This window comes from Alistipes sp. CAG:268 (assembly GCA_000434235.1).
GTDB lineage: Bacteria > Bacteroidota > Bacteroidia > Bacteroidales > Rikenellaceae > Alistipes > Alistipes avistercoris.
Window position 1 is genome coordinate 40,259 of the sequence record FR892021.1, and the last position, 20,549, is coordinate 60,807.

Below are 20,549 nucleotides of genomic sequence, written 5' to 3' on the forward strand. Positions count from 1 at the left end.
GCGCGGCGCGCCCCCCCCGCCCCCACGCACTCGCCGCGGCATTGATCGACTCGGGCCAGCGGATCGACTCGACGGACAACTACGGCAACAGCGCCCTGCACATCCTCTGCGAGGCGGCCGCGCATACGGCCCGGGAGATCCGCCAGACGGAGCGGCGCATCGAGGGCTTTGCCGAGCGGTGGGTCTCCGACAAACAACGTGCGGAGACGCAGCGCGAACTCGAGGAGCAGCAGCAGGAGGCCATGCGCTGCTACATGACGGCGGGGCTGCTGCTCGACAGCGGCGCATTCGACCCCGAGGAGAAGAACAGCTGCGGCAAGACGCCCTTTGCCATCGCCTCCGAAGGCGGGGCCAAATGGGTGAGCGCCCTGCTGTCGGGGCAGGACCCGTTCGACGAGGCGACGATGAAGACCGGAGGCATGGATATCTTCCAAGCGCTGCGGCAGCGCGACATGGAGGCACTCGGAGCCCTGCTGGAGGCGGGAGTCGATCTGCAGCAGGAGTGCACCGACCCGAAGATGTACGACTTCGAGGGGCAGATGCCGCTCGTGTGCGCCCTCCGATGGGGGCAGACCGAGGCCGCAGCCATGCTGCTCCGGGCGGGCGCCGACCCCAACGTCAGGACCTCGAAAGGGACGACGGCCTTTGCCGTCCTGATCGAGGAGGGGTGCCGCATCTCCGACGGCGTGGAGCGTTTCGCCCCGCTCGTGGAGCTCTTCGAAGCCAACGGATGGAACCCCGATGCCGGGCAGAACAAGGCCGGCGAGCGGGCACTGGCACTCGCCTGCCAGCACGACGACTACCCGCTGGCAATGTGGATTTTGCAACGTCTGCTTGAACGAAAGGTGGAGGTGGACGGCCGCGATCTGGAGGGACGCACGCCGCTCATGCGCCTCTTCGGCCCGCACAGCGCCGGACCCTACCAGAGCCAGATGCAGGAGCTGCTGCTCGAAGCCGGAGCCGATCCCTGCGCCGCGGACAACGAGGGGCGCACCGTACTGCACTGCGTAGCCGAGGGTTACTCGCCGCAGCAGGCCCGCGAGGCGGCCGCGATGCTCTTCGATTTCGGGCGTCCCGACGTGTCGGCCGCCGACAACCGGGGGCGCACGCCGCTCGACGTCGCCGCGGAGCGCAACAACGAAACGCTGCTCAAGTTCCTGTTGAAATACGCATAGTCATGGACAACAACCATACCTTTCTGAACGCCTGCCGCAACGGCCAGAAGAACATCGTGAAGATCCTTGCCGACCGGGGCGGCATCGACCTCGACCGGCGCGATGCCGAGGGCAACACGCCCCTGTACTACGCCTGCCGGCAGGGATACCGCGACGTGGCCGCCCTGCTGCTCGAACGGGGTGCCGACCCGTCGCTGGCGAACAACCGCGGCGAGACTCCCCTGCATGCCGCGGCGCGGAGCGGCAACCGCGAGATCATCGACCGCCTCATGGCGCGGGGCGCCGATCCCGACGCTGCCGACAACGAGGGGTGCACGCCCCTGATGCGGCTGCTGGAGAGCCGGCGCACGGACGCCGCGCTGTGGCTGATCGACCACGGGGCCGACACCGCACGCACGGACCGGACGGGCCACCGCGCCCTCGACTACGCCACGGCATACGGGCTGCGCGAGGTGGTCGTACGCCTGAGCCGGCCGGACGACGATGCGCGCGACGCCGAGGGCAACACGCCGCTGCACCAGGCCGTATACAACGACTGTGCGGAGGTTGTGCGCACGCTGCTCGACGCCTCGAAGGCGCAGCTCGATACACCGAACGACGCGGGCGAGACGCCCCTGCTCGTGGCGTGCGGGCGCGGGAACCTCCACATCGCCCGGATGCTGCTTGCGGCCGGGGCCAACGCCGACCGCGCGCTGCCCAACGGATCCCGACCGCTGCATGCGGCAGCGCGGTCGGGAAACCGCTTCCTCGGGGAGGCGCTGCTTGAGGCCGGGGCGTCGGTCGATGCCTGCAACGATGCGGGCGAGACGCCGCTGCTTGTGGCGGCACGCGCCGGGAACAACGACTTCGTGCGGATGCTCGTCGAGCACAACGCCGGGGTCAATACGGCCGACAACCTGCAGCACACGGCGCTCTACTATGCCGGCGAGCGCGGCTTCACGGAGATCGTCGAGCTGCTGCTCGCGGCCGGAGCCGAAGGATAAACAGACATGAAGTACAACTTAAATCAACAGAAACAAAATGGCTGACAAACAAACCAAACCACAGACTCCGGAAGAGATCGTGCGTGCCATGCAGCAGGCCGCCCTGGAGCAGATGCAGGCAATGATGGGCAACATCCCGGGACTCGGAACGTCCGGCATGGGCGACATGCAGGCGCAGATCATGGCCCAGATGCAGGCGGCCGTGCCCGATCTGGCCGAGATCCAGGCACAGCAGGCCGCGATGGGCACGCTCGGCGGCGTGGATGCCGCCACCGTGGCCGAAGCCGCACGGCGCAACATGGCCCAGGCCTCGGCAGCGGCGCAGGCGCTGCAGGACGACAACCTGCTGAGCCAGCTGCAGGCGGCGAATGCCGCGGCCCTCGACCTGCAGGGCGAAGAGTGGGAGATCAAACACGCCCCTGTCTGCCGGCTGACGCCGCAGGAGCGCCGCCTGATGGCCTTCGCCGCCCCGCTGCTGGTCTACAACGACGAGTGCGTGGACGCCGTCGAGAGCGAGATCGAACCCGAGACGTTCCGCGCGCAGCTGCGGAGCTGGTGGGATATCACCGACCGCGACTCGACACTCGGGATCGTCCGGTGGCTGCTCGACGAGGGGCACCATGCCGACGCCGACGCCGCACTGGCGCTCATGCGCGGCGAGAAGCCCGCGGCCAGCGACCCGGAGGAGAAGGCCGGGGATGTGCAGTTGATCGCGGAGTTCATGATCGAAAACGGTTACTGCACGGCCGCGACGCTCCCGAAGACGGCCATCGCCTGGGATCTGGTGCGCATCGCCAACCTCGGGCGCTGGGCCTTCCACTGCGGTTACCTCTCCGAGGCGGAGATGTGGCAGGTGATGCAGGTGGCGGCCGACGCCGCACACGGGCACTTCGCATCGTGGGAGGAGTACGGGTTGAGCTTCACCCTCGGACGCGGCGTATGGCACGGCGACGAGGAGGATTGCCAGACGGCCTGGGAGATCGTCACCGCCCTGCAGAAGGACGAGACGTCGCCCTGGCGGCAGCTTGCGTGGAAAGAGTAACCGAACAGACGGACAACCATGGAACGGGGACTCGAATTCTACGTCATGCTGGCGGTAACCGCCGCCGGGGACCTCACCTGGCTCCACAGGAGAGGGAGCCCTGATGTGGCTCTACAGAAAAGGAAGCAAGGCAATCACGACGGTACGCAAGCTGCGCCGGGCATTCCGGGAGATCTGCCTCAATCCGAAATCGACGCTCGACGCCGAGCACTGCCGCCGTCTGGCCATCGGGGCGATGTATGCCTCGCAGCAGGGGGCCTGGCAGAACTCGATGGAGACGGGCATTCTGGACACGCTGCCCGAGATCCTCGGCAGCTGGTGGGGCATCGGCTCGACCGGGGAGGCCCGCGAGCAGCTCGACTACCTCTGCGAGAAGGGATTCCGCTACTACTGGCCCACGGTGCTCGAAGCCTTCCAGCTCGAAGATCGTCAGCAACAGGATACGCTGTTCCAGCAGCGGATGACCTCGCAGGAGGACTACGACAAGGCCACCTCGCAGCTGCTCAACCTGCAGCAGACGTGGGACGAGCTGACCTCATGCGGGGTCGTCGCCTCGCGGGAGGAGTTGCTCCGCTACGGCGTGACGGGCTGGGATGCCGGGCGCATCGTCTTCGTGGCACGGGCCTGCTGCGAAATGGGCTACCTCTCCGAAGAGGAGGCGTGGCGCTACATCGACCGGGCCGACGCGCTGGCGCACGAGGCGCTGGGGTCGTGGCACGACCTGGCGATGAGCTACATCATCGGCCGCTCGCTGTGGGGCGGCAAACGGGCCTACAACTCGGTGATGAAGACGACGGCCGACGTCCTGCTGAGCGACCCGAAGAGCCCGTGGGTATGCTACAGGTGGCAATAGGCGAACACGGGGCATGAAGGCCTCACTGAAATACCCGGTCTTCTACCTCGCGCCCGAGGAGCACATGGTCCATGTCTTCTGGCGGGAGGAGGCGGTGACCTCACGCCGGCTGCTGACGGAGGCAGGCGGCTGGGCCGGGCAGGAGGTGGTCGATGCCGCGGGGCGCAGGTATCTCATCCGCCGCTGCCGCGAGACGGGGCCGGCCGGACTCAGGGGCCGCATCGGGCCGTGCGAAGAACGCACGGTCCGCTACGAGACCGACTTCGAGGAGGCCGTCCGCGATTGCCCGCTCGCGGAGCTGCAGGAGTGGATCGCCCGCGAGTACCCGCAGTCGGCGTGGTTCGGGGAGGAGCTCTGGCGAGGCCCGGCCGATTTCCGGCGCGCGGTGTTCCGCTGCCGGAGTTTCGAGGAGCTGGCCCGGATGTTCCGCTGCCGTCCCAAAGAGGAGCCCTCGATCCAGCGCGGCCTGCTGCAGTTCCTGGCCGTGGCCGCAGCGGTCGGGCTCGCCATCTGGCTGCTGGCCCGCTACACGTAACCGAAAATTGCAAAAAAACATGAAAATCAAGCACCTGATCGCATTTATCCTTCTGCTCGCCGCCACAAGTTGCGCAAGCGCCCGCAAATCCGCGGAGATCGACCCGGCTTTCGTGGCCTCCGAATCGACCTGGCTCTATCGGGATGCCGAGGTCGTACACCGCCGCCTGAAACCCCTCGAACGTCCGCAGGTGCGCTTCGAGGTGGAACACGCCATCCGGCACGCGGATTCGGTCTGGGTGGTGGTGCGCGTGACGATACCCCACCGCTCGATCCGCCGCGGGGAATGTTTCAAGGCCATGAGCGTTCTCCAGGCCCCCGAGGGGCTTATGGAACTGGGCGAACTGTCGCTCGACTCGGGCCATTTCCTGCCCGACGAAGAAGGAGACGTGGATGTGGCAACCCGTCGCGGACGGATGCAGCACCTCTATCTCTCGTGGCGTTTTGCCTGGGACGAGTGCATGGGGATGAATACCTTCATCGCGCTCTTCGCCAGCCTGACCGACGGCCGGCACCTGTTCGAGTATCAGCCCCTGATGTTGCCGCTCTTCTGGAGCGACGATACGGAGGATGAATTTTTCTGGCCCCGCTCGGCCGGCATTCCCGCGAGCACCCTGCTCGAGCGTTCTCCCTTTGAAAATCGATAACCCCGCAGTTCCATGACACCCCTGCACATCCAACCCCTGCCCGACAGTACTCCCGACGCCGTACAAAAGATCGACGCACTCAACCGCAAGCTCGGATCGTTCATCCACGCACCGCTCAATCTCAAGGAGGTGCTGCGCATGGAGCCGTTCGCCGCCGACGCGGAGGTGGCGCGGGCCGTCGCGGCGACGCTCGACGACTACTCCATCATCCCGACCTCGCCCGAGGAGCGCGAACGCCAACACACGACAGGCCTGCCGAAGGATTACGACATCGTGAGGTTCTGGTACTGCGTGGCGCTTCTCGCCCTTTCGGCGGAGCCGGCAGCCATGCGTTATCTGCTCGTATTGGCGCGCATGCTGATGGTCGAGGATCCCGCGGAACTGTATCTGCTGCGGCGCACCGTCCGCCTGTTGGACGGATTCCCATTTCCCCACCTGCAGGAGCTCCGGAGCCGGATCGAAGCCTTCTACGACACCGTCACGCACCAGCTGGAGGCCTTCCGGTGGCTGGAAGCCGCCGGGATTCCGTGGCCCGAATCATACGAATGGGAGGTCATCGCGCAGTTCTCCTCCGACGGCGAGCCCTATGCCGATCCGGCGGCTCCGAAGGAGGAGCGCCGCAGGCGCGTGGTGCTGAAGCTCCAGCTGACCAGCCCCCGCAGCCTTTACGGCAGCTGTCGTCGGCACAGCAGCTACCAGATCTCGCTCCGCAACGACGACAACACGACGCGCGGCATGTGGAACGAAGGCCACGGCGACCTGTTCATCGACGACCGCCGCGTGATGCAGCAGCAGATGTTCTCGCCGCTGCAACTCCCGGAGCTGTTCGACGCGCTGGAGGGGTTCGGCATCCGGCTGGTGCGTAAGCCTGTGATGGTCTACACGAGCCAGGGGATCCGGAGTGCCCACGTACAGGTGTTCCGGATGCTTGAGAATCAGCTCGGGCGCAAACCTTCGGAGGCCGGGCAGGCTGCCGTGGAGGCGTCGGGACAACCGAAGGAGGAGAGCGATGCGGGCGGCACGCCGGACGGAAAGGGGAAATTCCCGGAGGTCGAGCGGGCCGTGGAGGAGGCGCTGGACCTGCTCAAACACGACGGAGACGTGGATGACTCGCTCTGCGAGATGCGCGGACGCTGGGGCAACGAGGCCGCGGCGCTGCACGACGGGCGGTTCGACCGCATCGTCGAACAGTATGCCTGCCTCCCGCACGAGGAGGGGATGGCGGCGATCGGCCAGGAGCTGACCTGCCTCGGATACCGCCTATACGACCTCGACGGCGACGAGATCTACCTGCTGACGCTGCAGCCCGAGGCCCGGGCCGAAGCCTTCGAGCAGGCCTGCCGCCAGGCGGGGCAATACTGCCGGCTGCTCAAGCAGCCCCGGCGCGACCCGGGGATGGCGGCCCGGGAGGTCGATCCCGGGCAGGCGATGCCCTGCGAGGAGGCGCTGTGGCCCGACGACGGGGTCTACATGCTCGACTCGCTGGCGGGCGACTTCTGCAGCGGGCGGTGGAAGGAGCACGGCCGGGAGGAGTGGCAGGGCAACTTCGTCGCCGACCTGCGCCGACGTCCCCTGCAGCCGGTCAAGGTTCGCTGGAAGGGGTTCTGCCGGCTCGTCTACTCCCCGGAACTGGATTTCTACGCCGCTTTCCACTACATTCCGGCCATGCGGTGCTGGATGCTGCTCGGCGGGAAGAACCCGCTCGAGGCCGACGGCTGGAAGCGGCTGTGCAGCGTGCCGATGCCGGGCGATCCGGTCCTCTTCCCGGGCGAACGGCCCCGGTGGCTGGGGCGCTTCCTCTGCTTCGACGACGGGCTCGGCGCCACGGTGCTCACGATGAACGGTCAGGGCGTGGAGCGTGTCCAGCGGCTGCCGCTGCCCAAATCGGACAAGCGCTGCTCGTTCGCCTGCGACGGCCTCGGACGCATCTACGTCGGACGGGGCCGGGAGTACCTCTACCGCAGCGACGGCAAGAGTTTCACGCGGCTCGACTTCGGCGTATCGGAGTACGCGGATATCGACGGTTCGGTGCCCGAAGCGGGCAGCGGGCGCATCCTGACGGTCGCCGCCGGCAACCGGGAGTCGATGGCCCGGATGCTGGAGATCGACCTCGACACCCGCCGGTGCCGGGCCGCCGCGATGCCGAACCTGGATCCCTGGTCGGAACTCCGGCCCTTCGGCGACGGACGGATACTCATTCTGGGGTCATGCGACTCGATGCGGGTAGACTTCGCGCGTATCTGGGACCGCAGGACGGGCGAGGTGCTGCGCCTGCGCCCGGGGATGCTCCGCAGCGACCGGCTCGAGCACATCGGGCACATGAGCGACGGGCGCGTCGTGCTGACCACGCTCCGCTCCCGCGTGGGGCAGGTCGTACTCTTCCCCACCGACTTCGAAAGCTTCCTCCGCTCGGCCTCCCGGCCGCTGCACATGGCTCCCCTGCAACCCTACGAAGAGCTCTACCCTGCCATCCCGCTCTCGCTGCCCGATCTACCGTAACGTTGAACGGACGATCAGCGGCAGACACTCCGCAATGCAGCGGTCGTACCCCTTCGTCCCTTCGCCGAGTTCGCCGTAGGGGCGAATGTCGGTGTGTATGAAACGTTTGGTCTTGTACTCCTTGCGGATACCGTCGTCCCGGCAGAGAGCCTCCTCTTCAGGCGTCGGCTTGCGGTAACCAAGCAGCAGTTTCTCCATGTTCCAACGGTTGTGCTCGACTTCGGCCATCTGCTCGACCTGTGCAGCAGTCAGCCGCTCGGGTGGCGCCACGCCGAAACCCAGCGAACGCAGCTTGATCTCCACCGAATCGGCGCAATAGAAGTTCGACCACTGCAGCGCTACCGGCAGTTCGTTCCAGCCGCCCTGCAACTCGCCATCCGAAGGACACGACGAGGGTGCCGTGCCGTATGTGCTCTTGAAGGCATAGATGTAATTGACCAACTGTGCCCGGCGCGTATTGCGGCGGTCGAGGTCAAACGGATTGGCCAGCATGCCGAACGGGAAAACGTGCGAATAGCGGTTCTGCGGCTCTTTCTTGAGGCGGTTGTTGAGCAGGTCGAGCAGCGCGCTCGAGGTCTCCTGCCGCACGAAGACCGGAATATCCCGGGCGTAAACGATGTCGGGCAGGTAGAGCCCCATGGCCATAGCTTGCGGTGGGAAATTCAGACAGATGGCGATCGACAGCTGTTGCTTGGGATCCTCGGCCCACTCCGCCAGCAACTTTTGCACGGCCGGCGTCTCGGCACGTCCCTTGATAAACTCAAACTCCACGTCGAGAAAATCCGTTCGGGGGCCATACATCCAGTTCGGCGGCAGGATCCGCTCTTCGTCAGGATGTTCCATGTCACGATACAGGCTCGGCGCCAGGTCGAAATAGTGGCGGTAACGGCCACGGAAGAAGTTCATCTCCTCATCGATCGCGGCATCGATGAACGTAATCCGGCTCTTCAGCCGCCGGTCGCGACAGAAATTCGGAAAATGGAGCAGGTGTGCAGCCTCGACTCCCAGAGCCACCCCCATGCGGCTCATGCCGATGATGACCAGATGGACCGTCCGGTCGCTCTCCCGTGTGACCGGCTCGCGGTCCAACGCCGGATATTCGATCCTGTCATCCCCATCCCCGCAACACCGCTTCACCAGCAGTTTCTTGGCCCACTCCTCGTAGAAGTTGAAAGGGTGAAAGTCGATCTGCTTGCGCCACTCCTCGGCCAGGTCCGAAATCTGGAAAGCAGCATAAGTGGTCTGGTACTCGAAAAGCACCGAAACCGGAATGCGCGGACAATTCGGTTCCCGGCTATGGATCGCCACGATCTTCTGCAGCGAATCGATGTTGAGCGAATCGTGGTCGTACTCGTTCGCCTCGCCGATCAGAAAGATCTCGCGGGCTCGGGTCGTGCAGAGCTTTGCCAACTCCTCGGTCGAATTGCGCTGGGCGTGCAGCACCAGAATACGCCGCTCCTGCCGGGCATCGAGCACCGTGTGGATGCGGTTGCGCACCTTGGCGGCGGGTTGCACGCTCTGAATCAGGATATAGCAATTCCCGTAGCGAGGGTCCGAGCAGATTTGCCGCACGAGCATCGGGACCATCTCGTCGAAACCGATGACCACGACGTGATTCTCAAGCGGATAGGCAATCTCGCCCTCGCGATAGCGTTCGACACGCCGCTCCAACATGTTCGATACCACCGAGATCAGCAGGCCCGTGACGAGCAGCAGTCCCAGAATGGCCACTCCCAGCGAGAACCAGCGCAGTTCGGGCGTGACATTGGCCACGCTGCCCGGATCGATGAACAGGCAGATCAGTTGGAGCAGGCGCCCCATCGGAACATCGCTGCTGCTGGCTCCATGCTGCGAATCGGGTGTCGCCACATCCGAAGGCTCCGGGAAGGAGAAGAACCAGCTGACCAAATAGATCACACAGAAAAAGAGCAGCAGGATGCCGACCAGCCAGGCAAACTGCTTGCGGCCTCGACCCGAAAAGGCCCGGTCGAAGCCCAATGTAAAGAATCGTTTCAGTGAGTTTCCCATGGGTTGCAACTTGGAGATTACGGGCCGAGGGGATTACCTGAGGGACTGGAGTTCCTTTTCCAGCCGGGCCAGTTCCACCTCCCTGCGTTTGGCTGCTATCTCGGGATCCGGGCCAGCCGCCTCACTCTGTTTATCCCGCACCGACCGTTCGTGGCGGACAGCCTCCTGATAGAGCGTCAGTTCGGTCTCCGAAAGCCTTCTGTGGCTTTCGGAACAGATTCCCAGCAACCGCTTGCAGCAATAGCCCAGCCAGCACAGGGCGCATCCGGCAACAAGCACCCAGCCTGCGAGAACAAGCACGCCGAAGCAAACCGGCATGTCATGGCCGAAGACGGCATAGCAGACGATACCGGCCAGAGCCACCAGTGTAACTGCCAACATCCAGAGACGTGTCCGTCTAAACGACCGGGCGGCTGCTTCGAGCCGTTCGGCGAATTGCAACGCATTCGGTTCCATAGGGCGATTATTTGCGAATTTCGAATCCGAGTTTAAGGATCAGCTTGAGGGTCTGTACAGCAGTCTGACGGTCGTATTCGCGCTCGGCCTCGGGAAGCTCCTCGTAGGGCACCAGGCAGGGGTGCGTTTTCCGCCTGTCATCGCGCCGCTCGCCCCAGGTCCACCCTTCGGCGAGGCGGCCCTGCGCCCAGACTTCGTGGACGTTGCGGGCCATTTGTTCGGTCAGTTTCCCGAGAGTCTCGGGCAGCTCGACATCCTGCGTGTCGAGCGGTGAAGGGATATAAGTTTCCATGCAATGGTTCGTTTTGCCTGCCCGCAGCAGGACATTTGCCGATGCAAGTTAAGTATTTTTATCCGAATTCGGAATTGCAGGCGCGGATTGGATTGCACGAACGAGATTTTATGCTTAATTTTACTCACTGTATGCCCGGACGAAAAGTCACGGTCGCCGGAACCCGCCTCCACCCCACGCCGGAGGCCCCAAACAACCCCCGAATGAAACTGCGCTATTTCATCTCATCATCGCGTTTTTCCCGAAACAGGGAGACGGTCAAGGAGTGCGTACAACAGGTCTGCGCCGAACAGAACATATCCCTGCCCCAAGGTGCCGAAGCCGCGAAATACGACTGCAACCTCGACGACTCGACCCTGCGCGACACCCCCAAACAGAACGAATATCTGGCAACCATCCGCCACGACACGGACCTGTTCATCGCCATACTCGATGCCGCATACATCGGATACTACACCTATCTGGAGATCCTCCATGCCTACAAGTCCTATCTGCTGACGGGATTCCCCATCTGTCTCATACTGGAGAGCAAGCAGCCCGTCGCCTGCTCCAAGGGGCCGACCGACCGTACGCTGGAGAACCTCTCGAAAGCCATCGCCAACCTGTCGGACACCTACGCCCCGGCGGACCGGGCAGCGGGCCGGAACAAAACAGGCGGGATCCCCCACTTCCTGACCGACTACGACAATCCGCTGGCTCCCCGCCCGCTCGGGGAGGTCTGCACGGAGAACATCCGGAAGATCCTGACGAACGAGCGGCTCAAGATGAGGCAATTCGCCAAACCCGGCAGAGAGGTGGGCAGCGAGGAGATCATGAATCGGCGCGGCCGGGTCGAGAACGGGTACATCGGGGAGATCTACTTCGAGCGCAGCGTAGACCGGGAGGAACTGGCCAACCCGACCAGTTCGTTCGTCCTCATCAAGGGGCTGCCAGGCGCCGGAAAATCGCGTGCCCAGCTCCACTACATCCACAACGCGCTGGGCAACCAGCAGATCGTCGTGCTCCACAGCCACAGGGAGTTCGATGCCCTGTTCGATACGCTGTTCTCCGAACGGAACGGATGCTACGAATTCGACGAGCACGTCATCAAGGAACCCTACTATCTGATCATCGACGAGATCGACAAGTTCTGGCTCAGTTCGGTCCACAACGACGATTTCGTCCGCCGCTGGGAGCGTCTGTGCGACGAGGTGTACACCCACAGCCGACTGCACATCTACGCCACTACCACCCTCGAAGGATACCAGGCCGTCGAACAGGCGATCGAACCACAGAACACCCAGATCATCACGATCGGAGCCCTTGACCCGAACAACGAGGACGACGCCCGGATCATACATTACTTCGGGAACGGAGCCAACCGCCAGTCGCTCACCGTAGGTTTTATCGTCCCCCGGAGACACGACATCGCCCAAACCGTGGACCAGTTGCTGCAAAACAATTATGTACGCGCCTTCTGCATGGCCTACAAAACCGTCTGCACCTTCTCACGCAACAGCCGGCAGCTGCTCCGATACTCGGTCATGGCCACGGCCGAACTGATGGCCATGCGCAACCAGCAGATGGATCCGGACGTCATGGCGGAACAACTGACCGCACTGGCAACCCGCGGAGTCATACGGCTGTTCGATCAGGACGACGAGATCGACCGCATCACCGGCGACTACTTCAATTTTCGTAACAGGGAGGTCATCGAAGGAGTCAATGTGGTGCCGATTCTCCCCAAATGGCTGACCTTCTATTTCGACGACATCCTGCTCACCTGCATCATGGAGCATCCGTCCATCGTCCGGTTCGGGCAGGAGCAGGTCATCGAGCTGATGCTGGCGACGTTCCCCATGACCGAAAGCTATTCGAAGGCGATCACCCGGGCCGAAGACAAGGCAGCCGCATGGCAACAGATTCACGACCGGTATACGGACCAGATTCTGCGCGACCAGGCGATCGACCCCGAAGAGCGGCGCCGCATGCTCTCGGTGCAGATCTCCTATGCCCCCACGTTCGAGACTGCGATCGGGCTGATCGAGACCTACCGGGAGAGCTTCCCGCTGACCAGCATGCAGATCGGCGGGCTCTACTCGCATGTACTCACGGCCCGCCGCAACGGGCTCGACCCAAACTCCATGCTTCAGACAATCCGCAAGTACGAGGAGGCGATCTCCGAATACGACCTCTTCTACGTCCAACGGCGCGTACAGCTGTCGGACAGCTACTCCGAAGTTCGCGAACTGGTCGGGCGCATGGCCCCGGAGCTGACGGAGCCGCACGGACCGACCATCGACTCCTTTCAGAAATACAGCATCAACGCCCTGCTCTACTGGATCAGCGACCGCGTGAGCGAGGCCGAAGAGTTGGACGACATCATGGCCCGATACGCACGCTGGAACCAGAACAACCCCTCCTGTCCGTTCTCTCTCACAGTCAAGCCGGTATATTCTCTTATCGACAACACCGACGGGCAGGCGGAGAGACTCGAGGCCATATATGACGCGGCGATCGTACGCCTCAAACCAGCGGCCTTCGCCTCCGACCGTGACCGGCTCCACTTCAAAGCGATCGCCATGGGGCTCCTGATCAAGAACGCCACGGACTACATGCAGGCACGCAGCTTCGTCGAACGGTTGCAACCCGGAGAGATCCACATGTCCTATTTTTCATCGATGATCGCAAAATGGGACTTTAAGGAGAGCGAAGACTTCGAACGGCTGTACGAGGACATCGAACGGCTGAAGGAGCGTTTCGGAATCGAGCTCCACATCAACAGCTACAACTCATTGATCCGCAAGGCCCCGTCGGCATTCATCGCACAACGGATCGTCGCGGCCATGCCATACCGCGACAACTACACGCTGAACCTCTACCTGCAGAAAATCTTCCAGACCTGCATCGCGAGCATCTCGCACGCGAAACAGCATGAGCGCGGACGCACCATACGCACCTCCTACGCCACGGCCTGCAAGACCGTGCAGGAGCTGATTCCGGCAATCAACCCGCAAGGGGTGATCTGCAACCGCGACGGAAAGGTTTCCGACTTCGCGGGCGTATCGCTGGATCCCTTTGCGGTCAATTTCCTCTACCGGATCTTCAAGAACGACCCGCAATGGGTCGATACGACCATACGCAACTGCCGCCCGCTCTGCGAGAACGTACGATCCAACGAAAACATCCATGCCATCCGCATCCGCGGATGCGACGACTATCCCCGGGCGCTAGAACTGTTCCGGCAATACGAAAAGGCCTGCCTGAAGCCGCTGCTTGCAATGGCCCGGCCCGGATCGCGCCCCATCTGCCCGATCTGTTTCTGCAACATGTTCCGGGTTCTGACCTCGGGCAGCAACAAATTTACCCCCGCATACAGGGAGGAGTTCCGGGCGATCTTCGAACAATACCGGCCCTACATCTCCATGAACTCGGACACGGCCTCCTTCTATTATGCCACCTACTTCGAAGAGATCTTCGACGGGCAGGAATCGACGGAGATCGCCCCGGCGTTTGCCGAAGAGATGGAACAATTCCCCCAGCTGAGCTACGTCCCCTACTATCTGCTGATCGGATGCCTCCATAAGATCACTTTCGAGCAGGCCCTTGCCGTCTATGACTTTTTCCACAGACGGGCCGTCGAAACGGGGATCGAAAAGCACATGCCGGACAACAAGAGCATCGTTCAGCTGTGCAAGTACATAAAAACAGACCAGGAACTCATCCGCCTGCAGAGGTACCTGCTCGCCGGGAAGGTCGAGCCGGGCAAAACGGCCGGAAGTGCACTATACAAGCTGTGCAAAGAGCGCCGGATGGGCTACCTGCTCGGCGGGAACAACCGGCAGACCGACAGCGACAAGATCAAGGGGCAGATTGCACGCAGCAAGAACCTGGAAGAGATTTTCCGGCTGCTCGACACATATGCCACCGAACACGATGCAACGATCGACATACATCTGTTCGAATATGCCCTGGGAGCCCTTCACGGCCCGGCTTTCCAAACGAGTGCGGCCCGCAGCGAGGCCACGGAGTATCTGAAGCTTCTCCGCGAACGGCATCTGGTACGCTGCACGCAAAAAACCTACAACCAGCTGCTGTCGATCTATTATCCCGAAAAAGAGAAGGTCAGGTTGCTTGCCGAGATGCGCGAACACTGCCCGTTCGACATATACACATATGTAGCCATCGTCACCGACTGGTGTTGCAACACGGAACTCAGGCAGGAGTATTACGACCGCATCATCCGAGAATACGGGGAGAACATCGCCCCCGAGACCTTTTTTACCGCCCTGAAAGTCGAACTCAGCCACGTCATGCAAACGGACAGCCGCGATTTCTCTTTTGCCGTAAAGATCCTGCGTGAAATCGAGCGACGCGGCTACACCATACACCGCAGCGTATTCGACAAACTGGAAAAATGCTGCACATACAATTCGCACGCCCATATCCGCCAGGAATATGCATCGATCGGAGACATCCGGCAATTCATGCTGCTCTACATGCTGCGCTACGTTGCTGACGATCAGATATCTGTAATCTATGATGTAGCCGATCGGAACGGGATCGACATCTGACACGGCAAACGTCTCTCCGCCCCATCCCTTTCCATTCGACGACGACCGATCCCCGACCTGGCGGCATCGGAGGCAAGGCCGTCCCCGCAGGAAACACCCCCGTTATCGGCTCGGGTGCGCGACTTCGTATTCGAAGCGATATAGCGCGTGGCGGACCCTGCCGTCTCACGGTTTGGGCCGGACACGATTTGCGGGAAGTGAGGCCGCAACCGGAGTCGCAAGGAAGGGCTGGCAGCGGGGAAACCATCGGATTTTTAAATGCAGATACAAATAAAAAGTCTCCACGGAGTACGCGGAGACAACAGGTTAAAAACCTTCGGCCTATAGCCTTATTGTGGTAAGATGTAGAATTCTTACGTCACAAATATAAGCAAAAAGGAGGTTTATTGCAACTTTTTATTTAATTTCACAAAAAAATATCTTCCACATGACTAAAGTATTGGGGCTGGATCTGGGCACGAACTCCCTGGGATAGGCGCTTGTAGACGAATCGGAGAATGGATATGCGCTCTTGGACAAAGGCGTCGCCATTTTTCAAGAAGGGGTTGCACGCGACAAGAACAATGAAAAACCGACCGTTCAGGATCGGACGGATGCCCGCGCACTACGCCGTCACTATTTCCGGCGACGGCTTCGCAAAATCGACTTGCTCAGGGTACTCGTTCGTTATGACCTCTGTCCACCATTAACCGACGAGCAACTCTCCACTTGGCGTCAGAAAAAGCAATACCCGCTCGATGAGGAGTTTCTTCGCTGGCAGCGGACCGACGACAACGAAGACCGTAATCCCTACCACGACCGTTATGTAGCATTGACCGAGCGGCTCGACCTCGAGAATCGCGCACAGCGATGGCTACTGGGACGAGCATTCTATCATCTGGCACAACGGCGCGGATTCCTCAGCAACCGCAAGGAGGCCGGGAATGAAAAGGAAGACGGAACGGTCAAGGAGAGCATCAAGAATCTGTCGGCCGAGATGGAAGCAGCCGGATGCCGGTATCTCGGGGAGTACTTCTACGGGCTCTACCAACATAAGGAGCGGATTCGCGGCAAATACACCTCTCGCAACGAACATTACCTGACCGAATTCAATGCCATCTGTGACCGACAGCAACTGCCCGACAAATGGCGCCGAGCCCTGCATCGTGCTATTTTCTTCCAACGCGACCTCAAATCACAGAAGGGATCGGTCGGCCGATGTACCTTCGAGCCGACGAAAAGCCGGTGTCCCGTTTCACACCCCCGGTTCGAGGAGTTCCGAATGTGGTCGTTTATCAACAACATCCGGGTAACGGGCCCGGATGACGGCACGCCGCGGCCATTGACCCCCAAGGAGATCGAAACGATCCGGCCGCTCTTCTTCCGGAAGAGCAAGTCCTATTTCGATTTCGAGGAGATTGCCCGCAGGATCGCCGGCAAGGGGAAATACGCCTGCAGGGAGGAGCGCATCGAAGCCCCTTACCGCTTCAATTTCGCCCGCACGGCCACCGTGTCGGGTTGTCCCGTCACGGCTTCGCTCATGGACATTTTCGGGAAGGAGTGGCTTCGGGAAATCCGCAGTCTCTATCTGCTCGGCGACGGGAAAACCGAGGAACAGGTGCTGAACGATATCTGGCATGCCCTTTTCTCGTTCAAGGACGAGGAGCGCCTCCGGGACTGGGCCTGTGAAAAACTCCAGCTTTCGGAAGAACAGGCCAAAGCGTTTGCGGCGATCAAACTTCCGCAGGATTATGCCGCCATGAGCCTGAATGCCATCAACAAGATTCTTCCCTACCTGCGTTGCGGTTATCGGTATGACGAAGCAGTTTTCCTGGCCAACTTGCGCGCGGCACTCCCAAAGGAGGTCTACGCAGACGAGGATCGCCGACACAACATCGAGCAGGAGATTGCCTCGCTGCTGCTCGACTACAAGCGGAATCCATACGACAAATTCGATTCGAAGGAGCGTCGCATCGCCAACTACTTCAGCGACCACGGGCTCGATATGTCCCGTTTGGACCGGCTGTACCATCCCTCGAAAATCGAGACCTATCCGGATGCAAAACCCAATGCCGAAGGAATCATGCAGCTCGGATCCCCGCGGACTTCGGCCATCCGCAACCCGATGGCCATGCGGGCGCTGTTCCGGTTGCGCGACCTGATAAACACGCTGCTGCGCGAAGGCCGGATCGACCGCGACACGAAGATCCGCATCGAATTTGCCCGCGGGCTCAATGATGCCAACCGCCGCAAGGCCATCGAGCAGTACCAGCGTGAGCGGGAGGCTGAGAATCGGAAATTCGCCGAAGAGATCCGCCGTCAATACACCGCCAAAACCGGCCGCGAAATAGAGCCATCGGACGACGAGGTGCTGAAATACCGCTTGTGGGAGGAGCAGCAGCACATCTGTCCCTACACCGGCCGGCAAATTCGTATTTCGGACTTCATCGGGGCCAATCCGGGGTTCGACATCGAACATACGCTTCCGCGTGCCCACGGCGGCGATGATTCTCAGATGAACAAGACACTCTGCGAGAACCGGTTCAACCGGGAGACCAAACGGGTAAAACTGCCGGCCGAACTCTCCAACCATGCCGAAATCATGGAGAGGATCGAATCGTTCGGCTGGCGGGAGAAGGTGGAGAGCTTGCAAAAGCAGATCGAAGCCCAGGTCCGCAGGAGCAAAGGTGCAGCCACCAAACCCGAAAAGGACAGCGCAATTCAACGTCGCCACTATTTGCAGATGCAACTTGACTATTGGCGCGGAAAATGCGAACGGTTCACCATGACCGAGATTCCCGAAGGTTTCAGTAACCGACAGGGAGTCGATATCGGCATCATCGGGAAATATGCACGGCTCTATCTGAAGACGGTTTTTGACCGGATCTATACGGTCAAGGGCTCCTCGACTGCAGCGTTCCGCAAAATGTGGGGCTTGCAGGAGGAATACACCCGCAAGGAGCGCGTGAATCACGTCCACCACTGCATCGACGCCATCACGATCGCCTGCATCGGCCGCCGGGAGTACGACCGTTGGGCGCAGTACACCGCCGACGAGGAGCGATTCAATTACGGTGAAACCGACAAACCCCGCTTCGAGAAGCCGTGGCCGACCTTTACCGAGGATGTCAAGGCGGTGGCCGACGAACTGCTTGTGGCCCACCATACGCCCGACAACATGGCCAAACAGACACGCAAAAAGTTGCGGGTTCGCGGCCGGGTCAAGCTGAGTGCCGACGGAAAGCCGATCTATCAACAGGGCGATACGGCCCGTTGCCGGCTGCATCAGGAGACCTTCTACGGAGCCATCAAGCGAGAAGACGAAATTCGGTACGTTGTACGCAAATCGATTAAACTGTTGCAACCTAGCGACATCGACAAAATTGTGGACGATGCAGTCCGGGATCGCGTACGGATGGCAATTGATGAAGTCGGATTCAAGACGGCGATAAATCCGGATGAATACACGATCTGGATGAACCGCGAAAAGGGAATCCCTATCCGCAAGGTGCGCATCTTCACGCCCGGCGTCACCCAGCCGATTGCACTAAAAAAACAGCGAGATCTCTCCGACAAAGAGTACAAGCAGGATTATCATGTTGCGAACGACGGAAACTACTGTATGGCCGTCTATGAAGGTAAAGACAAAAAAGGCAAGCTGAAACGCTCCTTTGAACTTGTCAGCAACCTTGAAGCAGCACAATATTTCAAAGCCAGTGCCGACCGGGAAGCGTGCCCCGATCTGGTACCGCAGGCCGATGCGAACGGATTTCCGCTGAAATGCATTTTGAAAGCAGGTACCCTGGTCCTGTTTTATGAAAATTCGCCGGCGGAACTTTGCGATTGCACACCCAAGGAGCTGACAAAACGACTATATAAAGTAACGGGATTCAGCACGCTGACAGTCTCGAATAATTCATATGGTCGTCTTGCATTAAAGCACCATCAAGAAGCCCGACCGGCAGGTGAATTGAAGGCCAAAAGCGGAGTATGGAAAACAAACGAGGAATACCGCCCCGTTATCTCCATATTGCATACCCAGCTCAACGCTTATGTTGAAGGTTACGACTTTGAACTGACCGTTACGGGAGAAATAAAATTCAAACACGGAAGACCATGCTGAAACGCGCCTTGTTTTTTTCGACCCCCTACTGTCTGAGCCTGCGCAACGGGCAGATGATCGTCCACACGCGCGAGGCTCCCGATCAACGGAAAAGCATTCCGATCGAGGATATCGGCTTCGTAGTGTTGGAGGACCAGCAGACCTCCATCACGCTGCCGCTCTTGAATGCGCTGTCGGATAACAACGTGGCAGTAATTCTTTGTGGAGAGAACCGCATGCCGAACGCCATGTTGATGAATCTGGATTCCAATCGCACGCAAGGAGAAAATTACCGTGCGCAGATCGAGGCCAGCGAACCGCTGAAAAAAGGGCTTTGGAAACAGATCGTCGAGGCCAAGATCCGGAATCAGGCAACTTTGCTGCGGAAAATGGGACGTGACGGGGATAAACTGAAACCCTACTACATGAATGTCAAGAGCGCCGATGCGGACAATCGTGAAGGGGCAGCAGCCAAAATCTATTGGACAGAGTTGTTCGGCAGCGAATTTTACCGCTCCCGCGAAGGTTCTCCGCCAAACAACCTGCTCAATTACGGCTATACGATCCTGCGGGCGGCTGTAGCCCGTGCGATCATGGGATCCGGACTCTTCCCTGCTCTGGGCATCTTCCACCGAAACCGTTACAACGCCTTTCCGTTGGCCGACGATCTGATGGAGCCCTATCGGCCGTTTGTTGACGAAATCGTATACCGTCTTTATACAAACGGTCATATACAGCTAACCAGGGAGGTAAAAGGGGAATTGCTGCGGATTTTGTTTGTCGATACCCGTTTCGACAAGATTGTACGACCGCTTGAGGTAGGTTTAACCTTTACAACCTCTTCCATAGCAAAATGCTTCGCTGGTACACAAAAAAAGGTATCATATCCCATGTTGGAATAGAACCATGTCAGAAACGCGATTGAATGCCTATCGGATCATGTGGTTGTTTGTCTTTTTCGATCTGCCGACCAATACCAAAACAGAACGGCGTCATGCGGCACAATTCCGCAAAGCGTTGGAAAAGGACGGCTTCACAATGATGCAATATTCGGTGTATGTCAGGCATTGTGCCTCGAAAGAAAACATGCAGGTTCACATCAATCGCGTTCGACGGTCGATGCCTCCGGCTGGATTTACGAGTATTCTGTCTGTGACAGACAAACAGTATGGAGACATTCTCAACTTCTGGGGCAAGAGCGAACGGGCAAAACCGGACATGCCGCAGCAGTTGGAATTTTTCTGAAAAAACGGTATCTTTGTTCTTTGAAATACAAAAAAGCGCATCAAACACACTTCGACGAAGGTTCTGCATTCAATTTTCCGGCCGGACAAAACGGCATAAAGCACTGAAATCGAACAAATAGCACCCCCGGCGGTTGTGGTTTGATGTAGAATTTCAATAAG

General features: G+C 60.4%; 14 protein-coding genes. 11 read left to right on the top strand and 3 right to left on the bottom strand.

What is annotated here, in order from left to right:
* The 7 genes from QZL63_RS10310 to QZL63_RS10340 form a co-directional block, all read left to right on the top strand.
* A partial coding sequence (locus tag QZL63_RS10310) for an ankyrin repeat domain-containing protein (RefSeq protein ID WP_290586959.1) occupies positions 1–1,175 on the top strand: 1,175 nt, incomplete at its 5' end.
* Positions 1,176–1,177: 2 nt separating this feature from the next.
* Complete coding sequence (locus tag QZL63_RS10315) at positions 1,178–2,158, top strand: ankyrin repeat domain-containing protein (protein WP_022309216.1); 981 nt, start codon at positions 1,178–1,180, stop codon at positions 2,156–2,158.
* Between the two features lie 37 nt (positions 2,159–2,195).
* Positions 2,196–3,200, top strand: coding sequence for a DUF1266 domain-containing protein (locus tag QZL63_RS10320; RefSeq protein WP_022309217.1), 1,005 nt, complete (start codon positions 2,196–2,198; stop codon positions 3,198–3,200).
* Positions 3,201–3,303: 103 nt separating this feature from the next.
* Complete coding sequence (locus tag QZL63_RS10325) at positions 3,304–4,053, top strand: DUF1266 domain-containing protein (RefSeq protein WP_022309218.1); 750 nt, start codon at positions 3,304–3,306, stop codon at positions 4,051–4,053.
* A gap of 13 nt (positions 4,054–4,066) precedes the next feature.
* The gene (locus QZL63_RS10330) at positions 4,067–4,588 is read left to right on the top strand and encodes a hypothetical protein (RefSeq protein ID WP_022309219.1); all 522 of its coding nucleotides are present in this window, start codon (positions 4,067–4,069) and stop codon (positions 4,586–4,588) included.
* Between the two features lie 19 nt (positions 4,589–4,607).
* Positions 4,608–5,234 (top strand): hypothetical protein, encoded by a 627-nt coding sequence (locus QZL63_RS10335; protein WP_022309220.1) that lies wholly within the window; start codon positions 4,608–4,610, stop codon positions 5,232–5,234.
* A gap of 12 nt (positions 5,235–5,246) precedes the next feature.
* Positions 5,247–7,733, top strand: coding sequence for a hypothetical protein (locus tag QZL63_RS10340; RefSeq protein WP_022309221.1), 2,487 nt, complete (start codon positions 5,247–5,249; stop codon positions 7,731–7,733).
* On the opposite strand, the gene QZL63_RS10345 is transcribed toward QZL63_RS10340, so the two are convergent.
* The 3 genes from QZL63_RS10345 to QZL63_RS10355 form a co-directional block, all read right to left on the bottom strand.
* Positions 7,725–9,761 carry a hypothetical protein gene (locus QZL63_RS10345; RefSeq protein WP_290586971.1) on the bottom strand — a complete coding sequence of 679 codons (2,037 nt, stop codon included), beginning with the start codon at positions 9,759–9,761 and terminating at the stop codon, positions 7,725–7,727. The genes QZL63_RS10340 and QZL63_RS10345 overlap by 9 nt on opposite strands.
* 33 nt (positions 9,762–9,794) lie before the next feature.
* Positions 9,795–10,142, bottom strand: coding sequence for a hypothetical protein (locus tag QZL63_RS10350; RefSeq protein ID WP_290586983.1), 348 nt, complete (start codon positions 10,140–10,142; stop codon positions 9,795–9,797).
* An 82-nt stretch (positions 10,143–10,224) separates the two neighbouring features.
* Positions 10,225–10,509 carry a RyR domain-containing protein gene (locus QZL63_RS10355; RefSeq protein ID WP_022309224.1) on the bottom strand — a complete coding sequence of 95 codons (285 nt, stop codon included), beginning with the start codon at positions 10,507–10,509 and terminating at the stop codon, positions 10,225–10,227.
* 203 nt (positions 10,510–10,712) lie between these two features.
* Here QZL63_RS10355 and QZL63_RS10360 point away from each other — a divergent pair, with 203 nt between their 5' ends.
* The 4 genes from QZL63_RS10360 to cas2 all read left to right on the top strand — a co-directional run bounded on the left by QZL63_RS10360 (position 10,713) and on the right by cas2 (position 20,388).
* Entirely contained in the window at positions 10,713–15,062 is a 4,350-nt protein-coding gene (locus tag QZL63_RS10360) for a hypothetical protein (protein WP_290586996.1), read from the top strand.
* A gap of 511 nt (positions 15,063–15,573) precedes the next feature.
* Entirely contained in the window at positions 15,574–19,164 is a 3,591-nt protein-coding gene (gene cas9, locus QZL63_RS10365; protein WP_290587024.1) for a type II CRISPR RNA-guided endonuclease Cas9, read from the top strand.
* On the top strand, positions 19,158–20,045 hold the full coding sequence (cas1, locus tag QZL63_RS10370) for a type II CRISPR-associated endonuclease Cas1 (RefSeq protein ID WP_022309227.1): 888 nt from the start codon (positions 19,158–19,160) through the stop codon (positions 20,043–20,045). The genes cas9 and cas1 overlap by 7 nt, the downstream gene beginning before the upstream one ends.
* 4 nt (positions 20,046–20,049) lie before the next feature.
* A complete protein-coding gene (gene cas2, locus QZL63_RS10375; RefSeq protein WP_022309228.1) occupies positions 20,050–20,388 on the top strand; it encodes a CRISPR-associated endonuclease Cas2 in 339 nt (112 codons plus the stop codon).
* The last annotated feature ends 161 nt before the right edge of the window (positions 20,389–20,549 follow it).